At 75.0% G+C, this 23,660-nt stretch carries 21 protein-coding genes and 1 tRNA gene; 11 read left to right on the forward strand and 11 right to left on the reverse strand.

The genetic code is table 11. The features are described 5' to 3' along the window. Positions 1 to 33 precede the first annotated feature (33 nt). From H9X71_RS05310 to H9X71_RS05355, 10 genes are all read right to left on the reverse strand, one after another. On the reverse strand, positions 34 to 912 hold the full coding sequence (locus H9X71_RS05310) for an SDR family NAD(P)-dependent oxidoreductase (RefSeq protein ID WP_191148655.1): 879 nt from the start codon (positions 910 to 912) through the stop codon (positions 34 to 36). Beyond that, positions 909 to 1,301 (reverse strand): Fe-S oxidoreductase, encoded by a 393-nt coding sequence (locus tag H9X71_RS05315; RefSeq protein WP_191148656.1) that lies wholly within the window; start codon positions 1,299 to 1,301, stop codon positions 909 to 911. The genes H9X71_RS05310 and H9X71_RS05315 overlap by 4 nt, the downstream gene beginning before the upstream one ends. Continuing rightward, a complete protein-coding gene (locus tag H9X71_RS05320) occupies positions 1,298 to 2,731 on the reverse strand; it encodes a dihydrolipoyl dehydrogenase family protein (protein WP_191148657.1) in 1,434 nt (477 codons plus the stop codon). Before H9X71_RS05320 ends, H9X71_RS05315 begins: the two co-directional genes overlap by 4 nt. Positions 2,732 to 2,788: 57 nt before the next feature. Further along, positions 2,789 to 3,631 (reverse strand): crotonase/enoyl-CoA hydratase family protein, encoded by an 843-nt coding sequence (locus H9X71_RS05325; protein WP_191148658.1) that lies wholly within the window; start codon positions 3,629 to 3,631, stop codon positions 2,789 to 2,791. A gap of 98 nt (positions 3,632 to 3,729) precedes the next feature. Then, positions 3,730 to 4,572: an arginase family protein gene (locus tag H9X71_RS05330; RefSeq protein ID WP_191148659.1), complete on the reverse strand. Its 843-nt coding sequence runs from the start codon at positions 4,570 to 4,572 to the stop codon at positions 3,730 to 3,732. 91 nt (positions 4,573 to 4,663) lie between these two features. Continuing rightward, entirely contained in the window at positions 4,664 to 5,314 is a 651-nt protein-coding gene (locus H9X71_RS05335) for an NADPH-dependent F420 reductase (RefSeq protein ID WP_191148660.1), read from the reverse strand. A gap of 94 nt (positions 5,315 to 5,408) precedes the next feature. Next, positions 5,409 to 6,152 (reverse strand): PspA/IM30 family protein, encoded by a 744-nt coding sequence (locus H9X71_RS05340; RefSeq protein WP_191148661.1) that lies wholly within the window; start codon positions 6,150 to 6,152, stop codon positions 5,409 to 5,411. A gap of 132 nt (positions 6,153 to 6,284) precedes the next feature. Continuing rightward, positions 6,285 to 8,306: a TPM domain-containing protein gene (locus H9X71_RS15030; RefSeq protein WP_191148662.1), complete on the reverse strand. Its 2,022-nt coding sequence runs from the start codon at positions 8,304 to 8,306 to the stop codon at positions 6,285 to 6,287. An 88-nt stretch (positions 8,307 to 8,394) separates the two neighbouring features. Next, positions 8,395 to 8,946 (reverse strand): 2'-5' RNA ligase family protein, encoded by a 552-nt coding sequence (locus tag H9X71_RS05350; RefSeq protein ID WP_191149089.1) that lies wholly within the window; start codon positions 8,944 to 8,946, stop codon positions 8,395 to 8,397. Beyond that, complete coding sequence (locus H9X71_RS05355) at positions 8,943 to 9,182, reverse strand: antitoxin (RefSeq protein WP_086526706.1); 240 nt, start codon at positions 9,180 to 9,182, stop codon at positions 8,943 to 8,945. Before H9X71_RS05355 ends, H9X71_RS05350 begins: the two co-directional genes overlap by 4 nt. 228 nt (positions 9,183 to 9,410) lie before the next feature. Between H9X71_RS05355 and H9X71_RS05360 the strand changes: the two genes are divergently transcribed. The 4 genes from H9X71_RS05360 to H9X71_RS05375 all read left to right on the forward strand — a co-directional run bounded on the left by H9X71_RS05360 (position 9,411) and on the right by H9X71_RS05375 (position 12,406). Continuing rightward, positions 9,411 to 9,482: transfer RNA gene (locus H9X71_RS05360), tRNA-Arg, on the forward strand. Positions 9,483 to 9,974: 492 nt separating this feature from the next. Beyond that, positions 9,975 to 10,667 carry a pyridoxine/pyridoxamine 5'-phosphate oxidase gene (locus H9X71_RS05365; RefSeq protein ID WP_191148663.1) on the forward strand — a complete coding sequence of 231 codons (693 nt, stop codon included), beginning with the start codon at positions 9,975 to 9,977 and terminating at the stop codon, positions 10,665 to 10,667. 102 nt (positions 10,668 to 10,769) lie between these two features. Continuing rightward, complete coding sequence (locus H9X71_RS05370; RefSeq protein WP_191148664.1) at positions 10,770 to 11,540, forward strand: gamma-glutamyl-gamma-aminobutyrate hydrolase family protein; 771 nt, start codon at positions 10,770 to 10,772, stop codon at positions 11,538 to 11,540. 71 nt (positions 11,541 to 11,611) lie between these two features. Next, on the forward strand, positions 11,612 to 12,406 hold the full coding sequence (locus tag H9X71_RS05375) for a transglutaminase-like domain-containing protein (RefSeq protein WP_191148665.1): 795 nt from the start codon (positions 11,612 to 11,614) through the stop codon (positions 12,404 to 12,406). 57 nt (positions 12,407 to 12,463) lie between these two features. On the opposite strand, the gene H9X71_RS05380 is transcribed toward H9X71_RS05375, so the two are convergent. Next, positions 12,464 to 13,102: a hypothetical protein gene (locus H9X71_RS05380; RefSeq protein ID WP_191148666.1), complete on the reverse strand. Its 639-nt coding sequence runs from the start codon at positions 13,100 to 13,102 to the stop codon at positions 12,464 to 12,466. A gap of 205 nt (positions 13,103 to 13,307) precedes the next feature. Here H9X71_RS05380 and argS point away from each other — a divergent pair, with 205 nt between their 5' ends. From argS to rho, 7 genes are all read left to right on the forward strand, one after another. Continuing rightward, the gene (gene argS / locus H9X71_RS05385; protein WP_191148667.1) at positions 13,308 to 14,972 is read left to right on the forward strand and encodes an arginine--tRNA ligase; all 1,665 of its coding nucleotides are present in this window, start codon (positions 13,308 to 13,310) and stop codon (positions 14,970 to 14,972) included. 10 nt (positions 14,973 to 14,982) lie between these two features. Next, positions 14,983 to 15,813 (forward strand): LmeA family phospholipid-binding protein, encoded by an 831-nt coding sequence (locus tag H9X71_RS05390; protein ID WP_191148668.1) that lies wholly within the window; start codon positions 14,983 to 14,985, stop codon positions 15,811 to 15,813. Between the two features lie 181 nt (positions 15,814 to 15,994). Beyond that, on the forward strand, positions 15,995 to 17,494 hold the full coding sequence (locus tag H9X71_RS05395) for a diaminopimelate decarboxylase family protein (RefSeq protein ID WP_191148669.1): 1,500 nt from the start codon (positions 15,995 to 15,997) through the stop codon (positions 17,492 to 17,494). After that, the gene (locus tag H9X71_RS05400; protein WP_191148670.1) at positions 17,491 to 18,822 is read left to right on the forward strand and encodes a homoserine dehydrogenase; all 1,332 of its coding nucleotides are present in this window, start codon (positions 17,491 to 17,493) and stop codon (positions 18,820 to 18,822) included. The genes H9X71_RS05395 and H9X71_RS05400 overlap by 4 nt, the downstream gene beginning before the upstream one ends. After that, on the forward strand, positions 18,822 to 19,898 hold the full coding sequence (gene thrC / locus H9X71_RS05405; protein ID WP_191148671.1) for a threonine synthase: 1,077 nt from the start codon (positions 18,822 to 18,824) through the stop codon (positions 19,896 to 19,898). The genes H9X71_RS05400 and thrC overlap by 1 nt, the downstream gene beginning before the upstream one ends. Before the next feature lie 11 nt (positions 19,899 to 19,909). Next, a complete protein-coding gene (gene thrB / locus H9X71_RS05410) occupies positions 19,910 to 20,860 on the forward strand; it encodes a homoserine kinase (RefSeq protein ID WP_191149090.1) in 951 nt (316 codons plus the stop codon). A gap of 293 nt (positions 20,861 to 21,153) precedes the next feature. Then, on the forward strand, positions 21,154 to 23,655 hold the full coding sequence (gene rho / locus H9X71_RS05415) for a transcription termination factor Rho (RefSeq protein WP_191148672.1): 2,502 nt from the start codon (positions 21,154 to 21,156) through the stop codon (positions 23,653 to 23,655). Positions 23,656 to 23,660 lie beyond the last annotated feature (5 nt).

Genomic DNA, 23,660 nt, shown 5'->3' on the forward strand with positions numbered 1-23,660 from the left:
TTCTCGCGTCGGGCCGCGCCGCCCGTCGCCGGGTCAGGGTCGGGCAGGTCCGTCGAGCCCGACCGCCAGCTCCAGCGCGGCCCACAGGTCGCGCCCCAGCTGCCGGTCGGCCGCCTGCGCCGTCGTCTTCCCGTCGGGCGTGAGCTGGTCGAAGTAGGTGCCGTTCGGCGCCGCGAGGTCCGGCATGGACGCGAGCTGCACGAGCGGCACGGCGCCCGCCTCCGCGGAGATGCCGTAGGCGCCCATCGACAGCGCGAGGAGCGCGCGCATCACCGTGCTGTCGGATCCGAACGAGGTGCGGACGAGACCCGGGTGGAACGAGCACGCCTCGATGCCGCGCGGGCCGACGCGCTCGGCGAGCGTGCGCATCATCAGGATCATCATCGCCTTCGACGTGCCGTACGCCTGCCAGCCGCCGAGCCACGGGCGCTTCCGCCAGTCGAGGTCGTCGAGGCGCACGCGTCCCCAGAGGTTGGCGCGGCTCGCCGTGCCGATGACGCGCACCGGGCTCTCGTCGTCGCCGAGCGCCTCCTGCGTGTCCTCGAGGCGGGGGAGGAGCAGGCGCGTGAGGAGGAACGGCGCGAGCACGTTGCGCTGGAACGTGGTCTCGTGGCCGTCGACCGTGGTGGCGCGTCGCGGCACGAGGCTGCCCGCGTTCAGGGCGAGCACGTGGATCCGCGGGCACGTCTCGAGGAGCGTCGCCGCGAGGCCGCGCACCTCGTCGAGCCGGTCCATGTCGGCGAGCACGTACCGGGATCCCAGCTCCGCTGCGGTGCCGCGCGTGCGCTCCGGGTCGCGGCCGACCACGACCACGTCGGCGCCGCAGTCGTGCAGCTCCCGGGCGGCGACGCGGCCGATGCCCGAGCTCGCGCCCGTGATGACGACGGTGCGGCCGTCGAGCGGGCCGGTCACCGGTAGCCGCCCTTCTCGAGGCCGGCCTCGATCTCGAAGCGGTTGCGGAGCGGATCCCGCCCCGCCCACCAGTAGAGCAGCGGCATGAGCAGGCCGTAGCGCCGCCACTGCACGACGTGGACGGCCTCGTGCTCGAGCACGGCGGGACCGGCGTTGTCGCGCGTGAGGTAGACCCGGCCGACGCACGTGCCGCCGCGGCCGAAGACCCACGGCGGCAGGCCCGTGAGCACGATGAGGTCGCCGTGGCGGCGCACCTCGCCCGTGCTGAGCGGCAGGCCGACGATGAGCGCGACGCCCGTCGCGAGGCCGCTGCCGGCCCGCGAGACGGGGGAGTCGAGCAGGACGCCGCGGACGGCGCCCGCGACGGCGCCGAGCCCCGCGCGGATCACGCGGTCGGCCGCCCGTACGTCTCGAGCAGCCGGAGCCAGATCTCGCTGATGGTGGGGTAGGAGGGCACGGCGTGCCAGAGGCGCGTGAGCGGCACCTCGCCCACGACCGCGATGGTCGCGGAGTGCAGCAGCTCGGCGACATCCTGGCCGACGAAGGTGACGCCGACGACGACGCCGCGGTCCTCGTCCACCACCATGCGAGCCCGGCCCGCGTAGCCGTCCGCGTGCAGGCTCGAGCCCGCGACGGATCCGAGGTCGAAGTCGACGACGCGGGTGCGGATGCCGGCGTCGTCCGCCGCCTTCGCCGTGAGGCCGACGCTCGCGACCTCGGGGTCGGTGAAGGTGACCTGCGGGACGGCCCGGTGGTCAGCGGTCGCGACGTGGACGCCCCACGGGGAGTCGTCGACGGCGCCGCCGGTAGCGCGCGCGGCGATGACCTCGCCCGCGGCGCGCGCCTGGTACTTGCCCTGGTGGGTGAGCAGCGCGCGGTGGTTGACGTCGCCGACGGCGTACAGCCACGGCGTCTCCGCGTTGACGGCGCCCGTGACGAGCATCGTGTCGTCCACGTCGAGGTACGCGCCGGGCTCGAGGCCCACGGTGTCGAGCCCCAGGTCGTCGGTGCGCGGGGTGCGGCCGGTGGCGACGAGGACCTCGGCGGCCGTGACGGAGGATCCGTCGGACAGCTCCACGAGCACCTCGTCGCCGTCGCGAGTGACGCGGGAGGGCGAGGCGCCGAGGCGCACGTCGACGCCCAATTCCGTGAGGCTGGCGGCGACGAGCTCGCCCGCGAAGGGCTCCTGCCCGCCGAGCAGGCCGCTGCGCGCGACGATCGTGACGGCGCTACCGAGCGACGCGTACGCGGTGGCCATCTCGGCCGCGACCACGCCGCCGCCGATGACGACCAGCGAGGTCGGCATGACCTCGGCGGCGGTCGCCTCGCGGCTCGTCCAGGGCTGCGCCTCGGCGAGGCCGGGGATGTCGGGGAGGAGCGCGGCGGTGCCGGTGGACACGGCGACGGCGTGCGCGGCCTCGTGCTCCGTGACGGATCCGTCGGGCGCCGTGACCGTGACGCGGCGGGGCCCCGAGATGCGCCCGTGGCCGCGCGCGAGGTCGATGCCGATGCCCTCGAGCCAGCTCACCTGGCCCTGGTCGTCCCACGAGCTGGTGAAGGAGTCGCGGCGCTTCAGCACCGCGGCGACGTCGAGGTCGCCCGTGACGGCCTCCCTCGATCCGGCGACGGCGCGCGCCGCGCGGAGGGCGCTGCCGGAGCGGAGGAGCGCCTTGCTGGGCATGCAGGCCCAGTAGGAGCACTCGCCCCCGACGAGCTCGGACTCGACGACGAGCACGGAGAGCCCGCCCTGCTTCGCGCGGTCGGCGACGTTCTCGCCGACGGGGCCGGCACCGATGACGATGAGGTCGTAGGAGGTCATGGACCCGACCCTACGCCCGGCTCCCGACACGATCCCCGGGCCCGTTCGGGGAGCGGATCAGCGGCCGGCGAAGTCCGTGGGGCGGCGCTCGGCGGCGGCCCGCATGCCCCGCGCGGCGTCCTCGGACCCGGCGAGCCGGACGAGCTCGGCGGGCAGCGCGGCGGCCGCGGCGTCGTGGCCCTCGCGGCGGGCGACGCGCGCGTTGCGCAGCGTCGCCTGCACCGCGAGCGGGGCCTGCGCGGCGATGCGCTCGGCGATGCCGATCGCCGCGTCGAGCTGCTCGCCGTCCGGCACGACGAGCTGCACGATCCGCATCCGCCTGGCCTCCTCGGCGTCGAAGGGGTCGCCCGTGAGCATCCACCGCATCGCGTCGCCCCAGCCGGCCGCCTCGGGGAAGCGGAGGGTGGCGCCGCCGAACGGGAGGATCCCGCGTGCCACCTCGATCTGCCCGAACCGCGTGCCGGCGGCCGCCACCACCACGTCGCTCGCGAGCGCCAGCTCGATCCCGAGGGTGAGGCACGTGCCCTGCACCGCGACCACGACGGGCTTGCCGACCGCGGGACCGGCCACGGCCCACGGGTCGATGCCGTCGTCCGGCACCGCGTCGAGCCCGCCGCCCGGGCCGCGGCCGATGTGCGGGGCGACGTCGGCGAGGTCGAGCCCGCCCGTGAAGTGGTCGCCGATCGCGTGCACGACGCCGACCCGCAGCTCCGGGTCGCGCGCGAGCAGGCCGTAGGCGCTCGCCAGCTCGCGCAGCATCCGCATGTCGGCGGCGTTGCGCTTGGCGGGTCGGTCCAGGCCGATGAGCAGGAGGTGCCCGCGGCGCTCGACGCGCACGCGGGGCGCGTCGTCGGCCGCGGCCTGGTCGGGGGTGGATGCGGTGCGGGCGTCGTCGCTCACGGCGGTCTCCTTCGATCGTCCGTCCCAGCCTCGCAGGGCACGGCGCCCTTCGCGACCTCCGACCGGGCCGACCAGCGGGCGCGACCTCGCCCGGAGGATCAGACGGGCCCGGTGAGCGCCCCGATGATCCGCAGGATGGCGCCCATGTCGTCCACCGCAGCCGCGGGGGAGGAGGGCGCGAACTCGGTGAGGCCCGCGCCCGCGAGCCCGTACGCCCGGCGCAGCGCCTTGATCGACTCGGTGACGACCTGCACCTCGAGCCCGAACGGCTCCGGCTGGCCCACGCCGGACATGCCGCCCGGGTCGAGCACGTCGAGGTCGACGTGGACGTACACGTCCGTGGCCCCGGTCGCGGCGACGGCGGCGACGAGCGCCTCCGGGCCGACGGCGTCCGCGCCGAGGAGCGCGATGCCGCGCGCCTCGACCAGGTCGGACTCCGCGTCGTCGAACGCGCGGACCCCGGCGAGCACGACCCGGTCCGCGGTGACGGCCCCGGCCGGCAGCTCGAGCCCGTCGACGCCCTCGCCGAGGACGGCGCGGAGCACCATCCCGTGGAAGGCGCCGGAGGGCGAGGTGGCCGGCGTGTGCAGGTCGGCGTGCGCGTCGAGCCAGACGACCGCGAGGCCCGGATGCGCGCGGGCGGCGTGCGCGATGGACGCGACCTCGACGCCGCAGTCGCCCCCGATGGTGACGAGCGGCCCGGGCGCGGACGCCGACGCGGCCTCGAGCGCGGCCGCCTGCCGGGTGCGCACGGCGAGGAGCGACGCGTAGCGGTCGACCCCGGTGCCGAGCGACTCGCCGGCCTCGACGGGGACCTCGACCACGCGGGTGGCCGACGCGGGCAGGTCGCCGCGGATGGCCTGCGCCCCGTCCGCGAGCCTCATGGCGCGGGACGAGCCCGAGCCCTGCCATTGGGGGACGACGACGAAGGAGGCGGGCACGTCCCCAGTATCCCGTGCGGCGCCGGACATGGCGATGCCCGCCGTCCCCGTGGGAGCGGGGAGGGCGGGCATCGTCGTGGGGAGGGACGGACTACTGCATGTCGCGGTAGCGCTTCGCCTCCGCGAGGGCGGCGCGCAGGCCGTCCGCGTCGAGGCGCGGGCCGTAGCCGGGGGTGTCGCGCTGGATGCGCCAGCCCTCCGCGAGCGGTCCCGCGTCGACGGTGTCGTAGCCGAAGGAGTCGAGGATCGAGGTGACGGTCGCCTTCGCCTCGGCGTCGTCGCCCGCGATCACGAGCGCGCGGCGGTCCGGCGTGCCGGCGGGGGTGCCGTGCTCCGTGAGGTCGGCGGCGTAGATGTGGTTGAAGGCCTTGACGACCTTCGACTCGGGGAGGTGGCGCTGCAGCATCTCCGCGGTCGTCGTGGTCTCGTCGTCGAGCTCGGCGATGTGGCCGTCGCGCTCCGGGTAGTAGTTGTCGGTGTCGATGACGACCTTGCCGGCGAGGGGCGCGACGGGGACGGTGTCGATGCTCTTCAGCGGGATCGTCACGACGACGATCTCGCCGGCCTCGGCGACCTCCTCGACGGTGGCGGCGCGGGCGTGCTCGCCGAGCTCGTCGATCAGGTCGGTGAGCGTCTCCGGGCCGCGGGAGTTGGCGATGACGACGTCGTGGCCGGTGGAGGTGAACAGGCGGGCGAGCTGGCTGCCGATGAGTCCGGCGCCGATGATTCCGATGGTGGTCATGGGGAGGGGAACCGGAGCCGGCCGGCCGGCATTCCCCGCGGGGACGACAGCGGGCGCCGCCCGGGAGGACGGCGCCCGCGGATCGGGTGGGCGGCTACTCGCCGGACGTGACCTGCTTCGGCGCGGATCCGCCGGACTTGAGCGCGGCGAGGCGAGCCTCGACCTCGGTCAGCTCGCCGAGGTCCTCGAGCTCCTCGAACTGCGCGTCGAGGCTCGAGGCCTGCAGCTCCTCGGCGCCGCGGACGCGGGCCTCCTCACGGCGGATCTTCTGCTCGAAGCGGCTGACCTCGCTGGTCGGGTCCATGATGTCGATGCTCTTCATCGCGTCCTGGACCTGCGACTGCGCCTGCACCGTCTTCTGGCGGGCGTTCAGCTCGTCGCGCTTCGACGAGAGCTGCTGGAGCTTGCCGCGCATGGTGTCGAGGCCCTGCTTGAGCTTCTCGACGACCTCGGTCTGCGACGCGATCGTGGGCTCGGCGCCCTTCGCCTCGCTCTCCGACTGCATCTGGCGCTGGAGCGCGACGCGGGCGAGCGCGTCGAACTTGTCGGCGTTGGGCGTGTTGCCGGCGTTCCGGTACTCGTCCGCCTTCTGGCTCGCGGCGAGGGCCTTGCGGCCCCAGTCGCCCGCGGCCTGGACGTCCTCGCGGTGGTCCTCCTCGATCATGCGGAGGTTGCCGATGGTCTGGGCGACGGCGCTCTCGGCTTCGCGGATGCTCTCCGTGTAGTCGCGGACCATCTGGTCCAGCATGAGCTGCGGGTCCTCCGCCTGGTCGATCAGGTTGTTGATGTTGGCCTTCGCGAGCTGGGCGATGCGGCCGAGGATGGACTGCTTGGACATGGGTGCTGCTCCTTCTCGTCTGGTGCTTCGTCGGAATGGGTTGATCATGGGTCGCTCTCGTCCTCGTCGTCGTGCTGGTCGTGCGCGTGCGGGCGGTGCGGTCATCGCCCGGTCGAGCCGTGAGTCGGTCGGCTAGAAGTCGCCGCCGCCTCCGCCGCCGAAGTCGCCTCCGCCGCCCCCGCCGAATCCGCCGCCTCCGCCGCCGAAGCTCCCGCCGCCGAAGCCGCCTCCGCCGCCCCAGCCGCCTCCGCCGCTGAGCAGGCCGCCGATGATGCCGCCCATGATGGCGCCGCCGAACGCGTCGCCGCCGCCTCCGCGGCCGCCCATCATGCCGCCGCCGTAGCCGCCGTACCCGCCGCCCTGGTCGAGGTCGCGCTGGGCGGCCTCGATGGCCTGGGCGGAGTAGGCGGTGGCGGCCTGCGACGCGGCGACCGCGCGCACGGGATCCCGCGGCGCGGCCTCGTGGGCGTCGTCGAGCGCGCGCTGGGCGTGGGCGAGGCGCGTGCGCGCCTCCTCGCCGATCGCGCCGCGGCGGGTGGAGATGAAGTCGCGTGCGGTCGCGACCTGGCTCTCGGCGGTGGACAGCGCGCGAGGCAGGTAGCCGATGGCGCGCTGGACCTGCTCCTGCTGCTCCCGCACGGGCGCGAGCGCCTCGTCGAGCCGGGCCTCGGCCTCCTGCAGCAGCGTGACGCTCGTGAGCGGATCCGCGAGCCGGCCCTGCAGCGGCTTCGCGTCGGCGATGGCCTGCTCGGCCGCCTGCACGAGGCGGGTCAGCTCCGGCATGCGGCCGCCGCGCTGGGCGGCGCGGGCGTCCTGGATGTCGCTGCGGACGTCCGCGATCTCCTCCTGCACGCGCGTGGACGCGTGCTCGAGGTCGGACGAGACGCGGTCGACCGCGTCGAGGAGCGTGCCGGCCTGGCCGACCGACTGCTGCGCGGCGCGGACCTTCACGGCGATCTCGCCGGTCGCGGTGCGGTCGCCGGCCCGGATGGCCTCGGCGGCCTGCTGCGCGGTGTCGGTCGCGAAGGAGAGGAGCGAGCGGGCCTGGTCGACGTTGCCGGTGACGGTCGTCATCGACGGTCCCGCGTACCGACGGCCGAGCAGGTCCACCGCCTCCTGCGTCCGCTCGATCCGGGTCTTCAGCGCCTCCGCGCCGGTGACGATGGCGGCGAGCGTCTGGGGTGCGTTCTGCTCGAGGGCGCGCAGCTCCTCGAACGACTGCGTCTGCGCGTCCAGCTCGGCGCGCGCCTCCTCGCACAGCTCCACGATGCGGGCCGTCCAGGTGCGGCGCTCCTCGTCGGTGTCCTCGATCGTGTCGTCGAGCTTCTGCTTGAGCGCGAACGCCTCGCGCACCTTGCCGCCCGCGGACGCGAGCACCTCGCGGTAGGGGCCCACGGCGTCGGATCCGAACTCCGCCTCCGCGAAGCCGACCTCCTGCTCGCTCGTCTCGAGCGCGTCGTCGAGCTGCACGAGGATGCTGCCCGCGCGCTGCTCGGCGGACTGCATCTCCTTCAGCTGCGCCTGCCGCTTCGCCGCGACGGCCTTCTGCTTCCTGCGCCGGCCGACGAGCGTCGTGACCACGGCGGCCAGGAGGATCGCGCCGAGCACGTAGAGGAGGACGAGGCCGAAGTCGATGCCGGACCCGTCGCCGCCGGACGGGGTGGATCGGGTGTCGGCGACGCTGCCGGTGCGCGCGACCGACTCCATGCCCTGGGCCGCGGCCACGGCGGCGCCGGACCAGTCGTCCGCCTGGAGCTGCGGCACGATGACGGAGTCCTCGAAGGACTGCTGGTCGCCCGACACCTGACCCGGGGGGAACGCGTACTGGCGCCCGTCGACGGCGACGGCGAGGAGCGCGTCGGAGGTGCCGAAGCCGTTGGCCTGCTTCGTCTCCCGGCCCCACGCGGTCGGGTCCGCCGCCCCCGTGAACGTGTCGACGTACGCCACGTGCAGCGTCACGCCGATCTGCTCCTGCAGCTGGTCGATCGCCTGCTGGATCTGCTGCTCCTGCGCGGGGCTGACCGCGTCCGCCTGGTCGAGGATGGACGCCCCGCCGAAGTCGACGGGCTCCGTCGCCTGGGCGGCGGTCGGCACCAGGGCCCCGAACAGGCCGAGCGCGAGCGCGGCCCCCAGCAATCTCGCGGACCGCGGCATGCGACTCCTCCGTCGTCTCAAGGGCGTGCTCCATCCAGGCTAGTGGCGTGGGTGCGTGCGGCGGCCGGGGACATGGCGCCCATCCGGGTCACGCGAGCCCCGTGACCGTGCGGTCGCGGGGATCCCAGCGGCGCAGTCCCGCGGCCGGGGCGTCGAGGGGATCGATGCGGCGGAGCGCGGCGACCGCGGCGCCGAGCTGCTCCGCGGTGAGCCGCAGGGCGAGCGAGACGTGCGGGGTCCAGCGCCCGGGGCGCGTGTGGGGGACGACCTCGGGGGCGCCCTGCTCGGGTTCGTGCGGGGCGGCGTCGACCGCGGCGTGGATCCCGGCGTGCAGCTCGAGCAGCGCCTCGTCCACCACGACCTGCCGCGCCAGCACGAGCCCGCGCGGCGGGACGCCGAAGACGACGAGGCCGCCGAGGTGGAGCACCGGGAGCGGGCCGGAGGCGGCGAGCGCGCGCAGGGCGTCGTCCGCGGATCCGCCGAGCGCCTCGGCCGCGAGCAGCGTCACGTGCGGCCGGTTCGTCTCGCCGGCATGGTCGGCGAGGCTCGGGACCCCGGCGTCGGCGAGGGCGCGCCACGACGCGCGGACCGCGGCGTCCGACGCCGCGTCCAGCGTGAGCTCGACGCTGCCGGCGCTCAGGGGCGGGGCGGGGTCGAGGGCGGCGTCGGCCCCTGGCCGCGGCCGCCGTCGGGGCCGAGGTTGCGGAGCTGCGTGGAAGCGGCCTCGCGCGCCTTCTGGATCTTGTCGGCGTGCTTGCTGCCGGTGGCCTTGTCGGCGATGCCCGACACCTTGTCGATGGCGGTGCGGCCGACGTCCTGGCCCTTGGACGTGCGCAGGAAGCCGGTGGCGGCGGCGGCGATGCGGGACAGCTTCACGGGTGGTCTCCTCGGAGGGGATCGGGTGGGGCGCCGTGCCCGGGCGGCGCGGCGGTCGTCCTGGAGTCCATCCTGGCCGGTCGCGCCTGTGCCGGAGCGGGGAGTCTCCTCGGGAGAGGGAATCCCGGTCGGCCCCGCGCCGGTCGCCGCGCCGACGCGGCGCCGGGGAGGCGGCGCGGCGGGCGTCCCGGCCGGTGCTACCCTGGATCCGCGCTCGCGCGCACCCTGGCCCCCATAGCTCAGGGGATAGAGCACTGCCCTCCGGAGGCAGGGGCGGAGGTTCGAATCCTCCTGGGGGCACACCTTCCCATATCCCGTGTTGGTGCGGAGAGAGGCCGGTCCCGTCCGCGGGGCCGGCCTCTCGTGCGTCCGGGGCGCATGCCCGGCCGCCGCGTCCCGTGCCGATGCCGATCCGGCTGCCGGTGCGCCCTCGCGGCCCGCTGACCGATCTCCCGCGTCGTCGCCTCGACGCACGCGCGACAGCGGTGCGGAGGACGCGGAGAACACACGCGGCGGGGCCCGAGACGGGTCTCGGGAACCCGCCGCGTGGTGCTGGGCCCAACTGGGGGAGCGGGCCTGCTGACGAACGTAGTCGGGGTCGCGCCCGACGACCACGCCGTGCGGTACTGGAGAAAACCAGTGCCATCCCGACCAATCCGATCGCCGCGGGGCGTCGAAGGCGCCCCCTCCATGGGGCATCATGCGCACCCGCGGCCCGGGGCGCACCTCTCCGTCCGTCCGCGCGCGGTCCGCTGCCGGGGCGCTGCCGGTCGGTCGGCCTAGGCTCGGCGCATGGCAGACGACGACGACTCCACCCCCATCCGCGACCTCCTCACGGGCGCGAAGCCGAAGCCCCACGACTTCCCCGAGCTCGACCTCGAGCGGCTGCCCGAGGACCCGATCGACCTCGTGATCGCGTGGATCCGCGACGCCGTGGCCCACGACGCCGCCGAGCCGAACGCCGTGGTCCTCGCCACCGCCGACGCCGAGGGCCGCCCGAGCGCGCGCACCCTCCTCCTCAAGGACGTGACGCCCACGGCCGACGACGAGCCGGGCGCGCTCTGGTTCTCCTCCCTCGCCGACAGCCCCAAGGGCCGCGACCTCGAGGCGAACCCGCGCGCGGCGCTCGTCGCGTACTGGCGGGAGCGCGGGCGGCAGATCCGCGCGACCGGCCCCGTCCTCCACGGCGACCGCGAGGTGAGCGAGCGCGACTTCCTCGCCCGCCACCCGGCGTCGCGCGCCGAGGTCATCGCGGGCGACCAGAGCGAGCCGATGCCCGACGCGGAGGAGCGGGACGCCCGCGTCGCCCGGGCGCGCGAGGCCGTGGACGCGGATCCGGAGCTCGTCGCCGAGTCCTGGCGCGCCTACGTGCTCCAGCCCCGGGTCGTCGAGTTCTGGCAGGCGACCGAGGACCACGGGCAGCTGCGGATCATGTACCGCTCCGGCCCCGACGGGACCTGGTCGCACGCGCTCGTCTGGCCCTGAGGTCCGGCCGGCCCGCCGTCCGCGCGCCGGCGTCGCCGTGAGTGTGTTGCGGAACATGACGGCCGACGCGCGGCGGCCCCGCCGACCCCGCACACTGGATCCATGCCCGCTCCCTCCCGCCGCCTCGCCGTCGTGCAGGTGACCCGTTCCCGTCCCGAGGCCGTCGCGTACGACGCGCTCGTGCAGGGCCTCAACGCGCGCGTCGCGGAGGTCGCCGGGGACGTCGGCTGGATGGTGGAGAACATCGCCGCGGAGGACGTGGGCGTGGAGGCGCTGCTCGAGCGCACGCGCGACGCCGACGCGGTCGTCATCATGGGCGGCGAGGACGTGGCGCCCCGCTTCTACGACGGGCTCGCCGACTACGAGGGCCGCTCCCCGCACCGCGAGGTGGCGGACGCCGGCCAGATCGCGCTCGTGCGCCGCGCGGTCGCGGAGGGCACGCCGCTGCTCGGCATCTGCCGCGGCGCGCAGATCGTGAACGTCGCGCTCGGCGGGACCCTGCAGCAGCACATCGAGGGCGTGGGGGAGCACCGCAACGACGCGGTCGAGATCACGGCCGTGATGCGCGACCACGACGTGCGGGTCGCGGCCGACAGCCGGCTCGCGCGCGTCCTCGGGTCGACCGCGCTCGTCGTGCGGAGCGCCCACCACCAGGCCGTCGACCGGCCGGGCGCCGGCCTCCGGGTCGTCGCGGTCGCGCCGGACGGCGTGCCCGAGGCGGTCGAGCACGAGACCGCGCCCATCACCGGCGTGCAGTGGCACCCGGAGGACGCGGCCGCCGCGACCGACCAGCTGCCCGCGCTCCTGCGGGCGCTCGCCGACGAGTGCGCGCTGCGCGAGCCCGTCGACGCCGCACGGGTCGCCGCCGCCTGATCCCCCGTCGGCCACCCCGGCCGACCCGCGTCCCGTGCGACCGCCCGCCGCGCGGGTGCCACGATGGACGCATGCGCCGCGACGTCTCCTCCTCCCTCGAACTGCAGGTGTCCGGCGAGAGCGAGATGGCCTTCGCGGTCGCCGTGGCGCGGGGCGCGGACATCGCGTCCGAGTCGCTCGCCTTCGCCCTCGACGGCGTGCCCGTGGAGGCGACCGAGGTGGTCGACCGGCACGACACGCGCCTGCACGTGCTCACGAGCGGCGCGGGCGTCCTGACCATGGAGTACCGCGCCACCGTCACGGGCCGCCGCGAGCCCGCGCCCCTCGACGACGTCGACCTCTGGATCTACCGCCGGCCGAGCCGCTACTGCGAGTCGGACACCCTCTTCCCCACGGCGCGCGGCGAGTTCCGCGGCCTCGACGGCCTGCCGCTGCTCGCCGCCGTGCGCGCGTACGTGGCGGACGCGCTGCGGTACGCGCCGGGATCCAGCCTCCCCACCGACGGCGCCGTGCGCACGCTGCTCGCGCGCCGCGGCGTCTGCCGCGACTACGCCCACCTCGTCATCGCGCTGCTCCGGGCCCGCGACGTGCCGGCGCGCCTCGCCGCCGTGTACGCGCCGGGCCTCAGCCCCATGGACTTCCACGCCGTCGCCGAGGCGTGGGTCGACGGCGCCTGGCACGTCGTGGACGCCACCGGGCTCGCGCCGCGGCAGAGCCTGCTGCGCATCTCGACGGGGCGCGACGCCTCGGACACGGCGTTCCTCAGCAACACGAGGAGCCTCGTCACCATCTCCCGGATGGAGGTGCTCGCCACGGTCGACGAGCTGCCGGCCGACGACGGCACGGCCCCGCTGCGCCTGGGCTGAGCGTCCGCGGCTGCGGTCGCTGCCGTGACCCGCGCGTCGGTCCGCCGGGCCCCCGGGTCAGCCCCCGACGGTCCTCAGCACGGCGTTGCCGAGGTCGGCGTGGTCGCCGGGCTCGTAGAACGACCCGGAGCGCATGACGACCATGTGCTTCGAGGAGTAGATGGTCGCGACGCCCGACGCGTCCTGCAGCTCGAAGTACGCCTCGACGCCCGAGGGGTACCCGGCGATGGGGTCGGCCTGGAGGATCGCGGCGTCGCGCCGGGACTTCAGCTCGGCCGCCACGGGCTGGGCCGCGTCGATCTCGATGGCCGTGCCGTCCGACGAGCGGAACGCGCACGCGACGCCCTGCATGGCGAGCACGTCCTCCCGGAGGCCGTCCTCCGCCGCGTCGGCGGGCAGCGCCTCCTCGGTGAAGCCCGGGCCGAAGGACGCGAGGTCGGGCAGCAGCTGGGCGCACGTGACGCCCACCGGCGTGCCCTTGGGCGGCGCGGGCGTGGGGGAGGCGCTCGGGCGGGCGCCCGACGCGCCGCCCTCCGCGGGCTGCCCGCCGTCGGCGCCGGCGGAGGGGGCGGGCGCGGAGGTCTGCAGGGGGCCGGGGTTGGTGCAGCCGGTGAGCAGGAGCGCCACGGCGAGCCCGACCGCGGCGGTGGTCGGGACGATGCGGGTGCGGGCGGGCGCGGGGAGGCGGACGGGCATGGTGGTGCTCCTTCGGGTCCGGACGCGCCGCGGGTGCGGCGCTCGGCGCGCGGCGTCGTGCCACGAGCGGGAGGCGGGATCGACACCCTACCGAGAGCGCGCCCGACCCCGCTGGGTCCCTCCCGAGGCGACCGACCGGCGCCCCGCCCGGCCGCTCCCCGCGGGGCGCCGGAGCCGTGCCGGGGCGCCGGTAGGATCGATCCCCATGACGACCCCTGACCTGACCGGCGCACTGTTCGACATCGTGTCCGGGACGGCGGGACGACGACCGGGCGGGGACGCCCTCGAGATCCGCCCCGACATGGTCGTGCTCGAGCGCCCGCGCAACCGCGACCACGGCGACTGGGCCACCAACATCGCCATGCGCATCGCCAAGCCGCTGGGGGAGAGCCCGCGGGCGCTCGCCGCGGAGATCGCGGAGGCGCTCGGCGCGCTGCCGCAGGTCGCGAAGGTCGACGTCGCCGGGCCCGGCTTCATCAACATCACGCTCGAGGCGGCCGCGGCCGGCGCCCTCGCGCGCACCATCGTCGACGCGGGCCCCGCGTACGGCCGGGGCACGACCCTCGAGGGGATCCGCATCAACCTGGAGTTCGTCTCGGCGAACCCCACGGGACCCATCCACCTGGGCGGCGTGCGCTGGGCGGCCGTCGGCGACAGCCTCGCCCGCATCCTCCAGGCCGAGGGCGCGGACGTCACGCGCGAGTACTACTTCAACGACCACGGATCCCAGATCGACCGCTTCGCCCGGAGCCTCCTCGCGAGCCACCTCGGCGAGGACACGCCCGAGGACGGCTACGGCGGCGCGTACATCGGCGAGATCGCCGAGCGCGTGGTGGAGGGGTACGACGGCGACCTCGACGCCCTGCCGCGCGCCGAGCAGCAGGAGGTCTTCCGCAGCGCCGGCACCGAGCTCATGTTCGGCGAGATCAAGCAGAAGCTGCACGACTTCGGCGTCGACTTCGACGTGTTCTTCCACGAGGACTCGCTGCACGAGTCCGGCGCCGTCGACCGCGCCGTCGCGCGCCTGAAGGAGCTGGGCCACGTCTTCGAGGAGGACGGCGCCGTCTGGCTCCGCACCACCACGTTCGGCGACGACCGCGACCGCGTGGTCATCCGCTCGACCGGCGAGCCCGCCTACATCTCCGGCGACCTCGGCTACTACCTCGACAAGCGCGAGCGCGGCTTCGAGCAGAACATCATCATGCTGGGCGCCGACCACCACGGCTACGTCGGCCGCATGATGGCCATGGTCGAGGCGTTCGGCGACGTCCCCGGCGTCAACCTGCAGATCCTCATCGGCCAGATGGTCAACCTGCTGCGCGACGGCGAGCCCGTGAAGATGAGCAAGCGCGCCGGCACCATCGTCACCCTCGACGACCTCGTCGACGCCGTGGGCGTGGACGCGGGCCGCTACTCGCTCGTGCGCTCCTCCGCCGACCAGAACCTCGACATCGACCTCGCGGTGCTCGGCAAGCGCACCAACGACAACCCCGTCTTCTACGTGCAGTACGCCCATGCGCGCACCTGCGCCGTGGACCGCAACGCGGAGGCCTCGGGCGTCGACCGCTCCGCCTTCGCGCCGGAGCTGCTCACGCACGCCACCGAGTCGGCGCTGCTCGGGCTCCTGCAGGAGTTCCCGCGCATCGTCGCGCAGGCCGCCGAGCTCCGCGAGCCGCACCGGGTCGCGCGCTACGTCGAGGAGCTGGCGGGCTCCTACCACCGCTGGTACGACAGCTGCCGCGTCGTCCCGCGCGGCGACGAGGAGGTCACCGACCTGCACCGCACGCGCCTGTGGCTGAACGACGCGGTCCGGCAGGTCGTCGCGAACGGCCTGGACCTCGTGGGCGTCTCCGCCCCCGAGCGCATGTAGGGAGCGGATCATGGCGGGGCGGTTCCTGGGCACGGAGGTCTTCGAGGCGCCCGAGCGGCGCGATCCGCGGGAGGCCCGCCGGCGACGTCGCGGCCCGCGCGGCGGCGCCGTCGTCATCTGGCTGCTCGTGCTGGCGGTCATCGGCGTCGGCCTCGCCTTCGGGCTGCGGATCATCGACCAGACGGTCCGCGGCGTCGCCGAGGACCAGGCGGAGCAGCGCATCGCCGAGCAGCTGCCCGGCCGCGTGTCGGGCAAGGTGAACGTGTCCATCCAGGGCGACTGGGTCATCCCGCAGCTCATCCGCGGCACGCTCGACCGCGTGGTGCTCGACGGGCCGAACCTCCAGGCGGACGGCACGCCCTTCCAGGCGCACATCGTGGCCACCGACGTGCCCACCGACCAGGAGCGCACCGTGGGGGACGTGGTCGCCACCGTGTCGATGGACCAGGCGCCCGCGAGCGCGCTGCTGGCGAAGACCGCGGGCACCCCCGCCGACCTCCGCTTCGGCGACGGCACGCTCGGCTACTCGGGGTCCACCCGCGTCCTCGGCATCACGTTCGGCTACGACGTGGCCGCGACGCCCGTGCTGCAGGACCCGTCCACCGTGGTCATCACGCCCGCCGAGGTGTCGCTGCAGGCCGGCGACTTCAAGGTCGACCTCGCGCAGACGATCCAGGGGATCCGCGACGTCACCTACCCCGTGTGCGTCGCGCAGTACCTCCCCGCCGGGGTCGGCGTGCAGGACGTGACCATCGCGGACGGGCGCGCCTCGATGACGGTGGAGTCGTCGTCCGTGAAGCTCACGCGTGAGTCCCTCGGCGTCACCGGCAGCTGCGGCTGACCGGCGCGACCAGCCCGGTGGAGCCGGCCCGCACGGCCCGGCCGCGGCCGGCGTCACATGCACCGGGGGCCGGTCCGCGCCTCGGTAGGATGCTGTCACCGCCCCCTCCTTCCGGCTCCAGGGACCACACCGGGTCCGCTCGCCATCCCGCACGTCCGCCCGCGTACGAACAGGTGACCTCGTGACCGCGAACCCGCTGGCCCCGTCCTGGCTGCAGCCCCCCGTCGACGCGAACGCGCTGGACCCCGCGGTCTGGTCCCGCGGCACGACCCGCGACGACGACGGCGGGATCCGCATCGCCGGCATCCCGGCCACCGAGCTCGCCGCCCGCTTCGGCACGCCCGTCTACGTGGTGGACGAGGACGACGTCCGGTCGCGCGCCGCCGAGACGCTCGCCGCCTTCACGCGGGAGGCCGCCGCCGTCGGCACGACCGCGCGCGTCTACTACGCCGGCAAGGCGTTCCTCAGCATCGAGGTCGCCCGGTGGATGGTCGAGGAGGGCCTGCACATCGACGTCTGCTCCGGCGGGGAGCTGGCCGTCGCGCTCGCCGCCCGCGCGGATCCCGCCCGGCTCGGCTTCCACGGCAACAACAAGTCCGTCCCCGACATCGACCGCGCCGTCGGCGCCGGCATCGGCCAGATCGTCATCGACAGCGCCATCGAGGTCGAGCGCGTCGCCGCCGCGGCCGCCGCGCACGGGCGCGTGCAGGCCGTGCGGCTCCGCGTGAACAGCGGCGTGCACGCCCACACGCACGAGTACCTGGCGACCGCGCGCGAGGACCAGAAGTTCGGGATCACGCTGGCCGACGCGCCCGAGCTCGTCGCCCGCATCCGCGCCCACGCCTCCCTCTCCTTCACGGGCCTGCACGCGCACATCGGCAGCCAGATCTTCGAGACCGACGCGTTCGTCGAGTCCGCCCGCCGGCTCCTCGACCTGCACGAGCGGCTCCTCGCCGACGGGGAGGTCGCGGAGCTCAACCTCGGCGGCGGCTTCGGGATCGCGTACACCTCGGTCGACCGGCCGGTGCCGGTGCCCGAGATCGCCCGGCGCCTCGCCCGGATCGTGGCCGACGAGTGCGCCCGGCGGGGGATCGCGGTGCCCGTCATCGCGGTCGAGCCCGGCCGCAGCATCGTCGGCCCCTCCACCGCCACGCTCTACACGGTCGGCACCGTCAAGGACGTGCTCGTCACGGTCGGCGGCGTCGACGGCGCGGTCGCCGAGGCGGAGTCCGCGACGGGCGACGTCGAGGACCCGCGCATGGCGGAGGAGGCCGAGACCGCGATCCGCCGCTACGTGAGCGTCGACGGCGGCATGAGCGACAACGCGCGGCCCGCCCTCTACGGCGCCGACTACTCCGTGCGCCTCGCGAGCCGCTCCTCGGACGCGGAGCCGGCGCTCGTGCGCGTCGCGGGCGGGCACTGCGAGAGCGGCGACCTCGTCGTCCTCGCCGACTACCTGCCGGGCGACGTCGCCCCTGACGACCTGCTCGCCGTCCCCGCCACGGGCGCCTACTGCTGGGCGCTCGCCAGCAACTACAACTGGATCGGCCGCCCGCCCGTCGTCGCCGTGCGCGACGGCGAGGCGCGCGTCATCGTCCGCGGCGAGACCGTGGACGACCTGCTGGCGCGCGACGCGGGCACGCCCGTCGCCGCATCCCCCGACGTGAACGGAGCACGATGATCGAGTACCGGAACCTGCGCGTGGCCCTGCTGGGCTGCGGCTCGGTCGGCACCCAGGTGGCGCGCCTCATGCGGGAGCACGGCGACGAGCTGGCCCAGCGCGTGGGCGCCCGGCTCGAGCTCGTGGGCATCGCGGTGCGCGACGCCGAGGCGCCGCGCGACCCGTCCGTTCCGCGCGAGCTGCTCACCACCGACGCGGAGTCCCTCATCCTCGGCGCCGACATCGTCATCGAGCTGATGGGCGGCATCGAGCCCGCGCGCACCCACATCCTCGCGGCCATCTCCTCCGGCGCCGACGTCGTCACGGCCAACAAGGCCCTGCTCGCCACGCACGGCCCGGAGCTCTTCGAGGCGGCCGAGCAGGTCGGCGCGCAGCTCTACTACGAGGCCGCCGTCGCGGGCGCGATCCCGATCATCCGACCGCTGCGCGACAGCCTCGCAGGCGACCGGGTGCAGCGGATCCTCGGCATCGTCAACGGCACGACGAACTACATCCTCGACCAGATGGACTCCCACGGGCTCGGCTTCGACGAGGCCCTCGCGACGGCCACCGAGCTCGGCTACGCGGAGGCGGACCCGACCGCCGACATCGAGGGCCACGACGCCGCCCAGAAGGCCGCGATCCTCGCGAGCCTCGCCTTCCACACGCGCGTGCCCGTCGAGGCCGTGCACCGCGAGGGCATCACGAGCCTCTCGACCGCGCAGTTCGCGTCGGCGCGCAAGGCCGGCTACGTGATCAAGCTGCTCGCCATCTGCGAGCGCCTCACGCATCCCGCCACCGGCCGCGACGGCGTCTCCGCGCGCGTCTACCCGGCGCTCGTGCCGCGCGACCACCCGCTCGCCGCCGTCCACGGCGCGAACAACGCCGTGTTCGTCGAGGCCGAGGCCGCCGGCGACCTCATGTTCTACGGCGCGGGCGCCGGGGGAGTGCAGACCGCGTCCGCCGTGCTCGGCGACGTCGTCTCGGCCGCGCGCCGCCACGTCGTCGGCGGTCCGGGCGTCGCCGAGTCGACGCACGCGGACCTCGAGACGCTGCCCGTCGGCGCCATCACGACCCAGTACCAGATCACGCTGCAGGTGGCGGACGAGCCGGGTGTGCTCGCCCGCATCGCGCACCTGTTCAGCGAGCAGGGCGTCTCCGTGGAGACGCTCGAGCAGACCACGCACCAGGCGCCCGTGGCGGGCGGGGCGGGCGACCGACCCACCGCTAGCCTGGTGATCGGCACGCACCGCGCCACCGACGCGGCCCTCCGGGCCACCGTCGACGCGGTGTCGAACCTCGACGCGGTGACGGCAGTCGCGAGCGTCCTCCGAGTAGAAGGAGCCTGATGGCCCACCAATGGCGCGGACTGCTCCGCGAATACGCCGACCGCCTCGACGTCACGGACGCCACCCCGATCATCACGCTCGGCGAGGGCGGCACGCCGCTCATCCCCGCGCCCGCGCTGTCGGCCCGCACGGGCGCCGACGTGTGGGTCAAGTACGAGGGCATGAACCCCACCGGGTCCTTCAAGGACCGGGGCATGACCATGGCGATCTCCAAGGCCGTCGAGCACGGCGCCAAGGCCGTCATCTGCGCCTCGACGGGCAACACGTCCGCGTCGGCCGCCGCCTACGCGACGCACGCGGGCATCACGGCCGCGGTGCTCGTGCCCGAGGGCAAGATCGCGATGGGCAAGCTCAGCCAGGCCGTCGCCCACGACGCGCAGCTGCTCCAGGTGCGCGGCAACTTCGACGACTGCCTCGACATCGCGCGCGAGCTCAGCGCGAACTACCCGGTGCACCTCGTCAACTCGGTGAACAACGACCGCATCGAGGGCCAGAAGACGGGCGCCTTCGAGGTCGTCGAGGTGCTCGGCGACGCGCCCGACTTCCACTTCATCCCGGTGGGCAACGCCGGCAACTACACCGCGTACACGCGCGGCTACCGCGAGGACCTCGAGGCGGGCAACGCCACGAGGCTGCCCCGCATGTTCGGCTTCCAGGCCGCGGGCAGCGCGCCCATCGTCGACGGCGCCATCGTCAAGGACCCCGACACGATCGCCAGCGCGATCCGCATCGGCAACCCCGCGTCGTGGAAGCTCGCCCTCGAGGCGCAGCTGCTCACCGACGGCTACTTCGGCGCGATCTCGGACGCGCGCATCCTCGAGGCGCACCGCATCCTCTCCGCCGAGGTCGGCATCTTCGTCGAGCCCGCGTCGGCCATCAGCGTCGCCGGCCTCCTCGAGCGCGCCGAGGCCGGGCAGATCCCGAAGGGCGCGCGCGTCGTCCTCACGGTCACGGGCCACGGCCTCAAGGACCCGCAGTGGGCGCTCCGCACCGCCGACGGCTCCGACGTCGCCCCCACCAGCGTGGGCGTCGACATCGCCGAGATCGCGGGCGTGCTCGACCTGGTCGCGTCGTGACCGACGGTCCGATGACCTCGGCGCTCCCCGTCGGGCGGCGCGTGCAGGTGCGCGTGCCCGCGACGAGCGCCAACCTCGGCCCCGGCTTCGACACGCTCGGCCTCGCCCTGGCGCTGTACGACGACCTCACGGTCACGGTGCGCGACGAGCCCGGCGCCACGGTCGACGTCCGCGGCGTGGGCGCTGGTGAGGTCCCGACCGACGCGACCAACCTCGTGGTCACCGCCATCGCCCACACCTTCGCCGCGTTCGACCAGCCGATGCCCGGCCTCGACCTCGTGGCCGAGAACCGCATCCCGCACGGCCGGGGCCTCGGCTCCTCCGGCGCGGCCATCGTCTCCGGGATCATGGCGGCGCAGGGCCTCCTCGCCGACACGGTCGAGATCGACGCCGACGCGCTCCTCCGCCTCGCCACCGAGATGGAGGGCCACCCCGACAACGTCGCGCCCGCGCTCTTCGGCGGCCTCACCATCGCGTGGGTCGACGGGACGGGCCCGCAGCACAAGAAGCTCGCCGTGCACCGCGGCGTCTCGCCGCTCGTGCTCGTGCCCGTCGCGACCATGTCCACGGCGCTCGCCCGGAGCCTCCAGCCCGACTCCGTGCCGCACGAGGACGCGATCTTCAACGTGTCGCGCTCGGCGCTGCTCATCGCCGCGCTGATCCAGAGCCCCGAGCTGCTGCTCGCCGCCACCGAGGACCGCCTGCACCAGGACTACCGCGCGGCCGCGATGCCGGAGACCAACTCCCTCATCCGCCTGCTGCGCGAGGCGGGCTTCGCGGCCGTCGTCTCCGGCGCCGGCCCCTCGCTCCTCGTCCTCGGCAGCGACCCCGGACAGCGGCTCACCGCCGCCGAGCTCGTCGCGGAGCACAGCGCGACGCCGTGGCAGGCGCTCATGCTCGCCGTCGACGTCAAGGGCTGCACCGTGCAGGTCGTCGACGCGGGATCCGCGCCCCGCAGCTGAGCCCCGCCCGGGGATCCGGGCCCCGGCGCGCCGTTCCCCCCACGGCCCGGCCGCCGGGTGCTAGGCTCCACACGACCTCGAGATCAACGGATCCACGCACGTGCGTCGGAGATCCGGTCCCGATGGTCGTTCTCACCACTCACCCGCTGTCGCCTCTGCAAGATCCCGTGCCTTCGTGCCCGACAGCAGCTCCGGACGGAATCAGACCGTCCGCCGCTTTCGCAGAGGCACACGCGATCGGCTCTCCTCCGCACGGGCTTCGTCCCGGCGGATCGGGGAAAGGACCCACGAACATGACCGATGTCGACACCCGCGCCACCGCCGCGGACCTGAGCGCGCTCCGCGTCTCCCAGCTCCAGGCCATCGCCTCCGAGCTCGGGATCCCGGGCGGCTCCAAGCTCCGGAAGGGGGAGCTCGTGACCGCGATCTCCGAGATCCAGGCCGCCCGGGGGCTCACCGTCCCCGCCGACGAGGCGGCTCCCGCCTCCGACGCGTCCGCCGAGGACGGCGACGCGACCACCGCCGAGGCGCCCGTCGCCGAGACCGCGCCCGTGGCCGACGCCGCGCCCGTCGCCGAGCAGGCGCCCGCCGCGGCGCCCGTCCTCGAGGACGCCGCTCCCGCCGAGGACGCCGCTCCCGCCGAGGACGCCGCTCCCGCCGAGGCCGCGCCGACCGAGGCGCCCGTCGCCGAGGCCGCGCCCGCCGCCGAGCAGCCCGCGCGCTCCGGCCGCGGATCCCGCCGCGCCACCACCCCGCGCATCGTGCCCGAGCGCATCGAGGAGCCCGCCGAGGCCACGGCCGTCGCCGAGCCCGCGGGCACCGGCCTCGAGGCCCGCATCGCGCAGGCCACCGGGGGCCGTGCCCCCTCCGCCCGCACGCAGGCGCCCCGCACCTCGGACACCCGCGGCGACGAGACCCGCACCGAGGCGCCCGCCGGACGCCGCGGATCCCGCCGCGCCACCAGCGCCGGCGTCGTGGACCCCGCGACCGAGGCCCCGCGCCAGGCCGCCCAGCACGTGAACAGCGGCCAGACGGCCGACCAGCTCGTCCCCGCGGAGTCCGAGGCCCCCGCCGCCGAGGCCCCGACGGACGAGCAGGCCCCGACGCAGCGCTCCGGGCGCGGCCGCCGCCGCGGCGGACGCGACGCCCAGGACGGCGCCGCGCAGGACGCGCCCGCCGAGACCGCATCCGCCGACGAGGCGCCCGCCGCCGACGCGCAGGCGTCCGGCGACGACCGCGACGCCGACGCCCAGGACGGGCGCGACGGCCGCGAGGGACGCGAGGGCGGCCGCAACCGCAGCCGCAACCGCCGCAACCGCGACCGAGGCCGCGACCAGGACGACCAGCAGCAGGGCGGCCGCGAGCAGGCGCCCCGCGAGCAGGCGCCCCGCGAGCAGGACGCCGACGACGAGGCGCAGGAGGAGGCCCGCACGGGCCGCGGGCGCCAGAACGGCCGCGGCCAGGGCGACCGCACGCAGGACGTGCGCGCCGACCAGGCCCGCGCCGACCTCGGACGCGACGAGGAGCGCGGCGGCCGCAGCCGGTACCGCGACCGCAAGCGCGGCCGCGGCCAGGGCGGCGACGACTTCGAGCCCGAGGTCACCGAGGACGACGTCCTGCTGCCCGTCGCGGGCATCCTCGACGTGCTCGACAACTACGCGTTCGTCCGCACGAGCGGCTACCTGCCCGGCACGAACGACGTCTACGTCTCGCTCGGCCAGGTCAAGAAGCACTCGCTGCGCAAGGGCGACGCCATCGTCGGCGCCATCCGCCAGCCGCGCGAGAACGACAGCCAGAGCCGCCAGAAGTACAACGCGATCGTGAAGATCGACTCGGTCAACGGCCTGCCGCCCGAGGAGGCCGCGAACCGCGTCGAGTTCGGCAAGCTCACGCCGCTGTACCCGCAGGACCGCCTCAGCCTCGAGACCGAGCCCGCGAAGCTCACCACGCGGATCATCGACCTCGTGGCGCCCATCGGCAAGGGCCAGCGCGGCCTCATCGTCTCGCCGCCCAAGGCCGGCAAGACGCTCGTGCTCCAGGCCATCGCGAACGCCATCGCCACCAACAACCCCGAGGTCCACCTCATGGTCGTGCTGGTCGACGAGCGTCCCGAGGAGGTCACCGACATGCAGCGCACGGTGAAGGGCGAGGTCATCGCCTCCACCTTCGACCGTCCCGCCGAGGACCACACCACGGTCGCCGAGCTCGCCATCGAGCGCGCCAAGCGCCTCGTGGAGCTCGGCCACGACGTCGTGGTGCTGCTCGACTCCATCACCCGCCTCGGCCGCGCGTACAACCTCACGGCCCCCGCGTCCGGCCGGATCCTCTCGGGCGGCGTCGACTCGTCGGCGCTCTACCCGCCGAAGCGCTTCTTCGGCGCCGCGCGCAACATCGAGCACGGCGGATCGCTCACGATCCTCGCCACCGCGCTCGTGGAGACCGGCTCCAAGATGGACGAGGTGATCTTCGAGGAGTTCAAGGGCACCGGCAACATGGAGCTCCGCCTCTCGCGCGCCCTCGCCGACAAGCGCATCTTCCCCGCCGTCGACGTCAACGCCTCCGGCACGCGCCGCGAGGAGATGCTCATGGGCGCCGACGAGGTCAAGGTCAGCTGGAAGCTGCGCCGCGCCCTCGCCGGGCTCGAGCAGCAGCAGGCCCTCGAGATCGTCCTCAGCCGCCTCAAGGAGACGACGTCCAACGTCGAGTTCCTCATGAAGGTCCAGGCCTCCATGCCCAACACCGCCAACGGCCAGTCCCACCAGAGCCACGGGCACGGCGCGCACGAGAAGGGCTGACCGCG

It is taken from the genome of Clavibacter zhangzhiyongii, assembly GCF_014775655.1.
Classification (GTDB): domain Bacteria; phylum Actinomycetota; class Actinomycetes; order Actinomycetales; family Microbacteriaceae; genus Clavibacter; species Clavibacter zhangzhiyongii.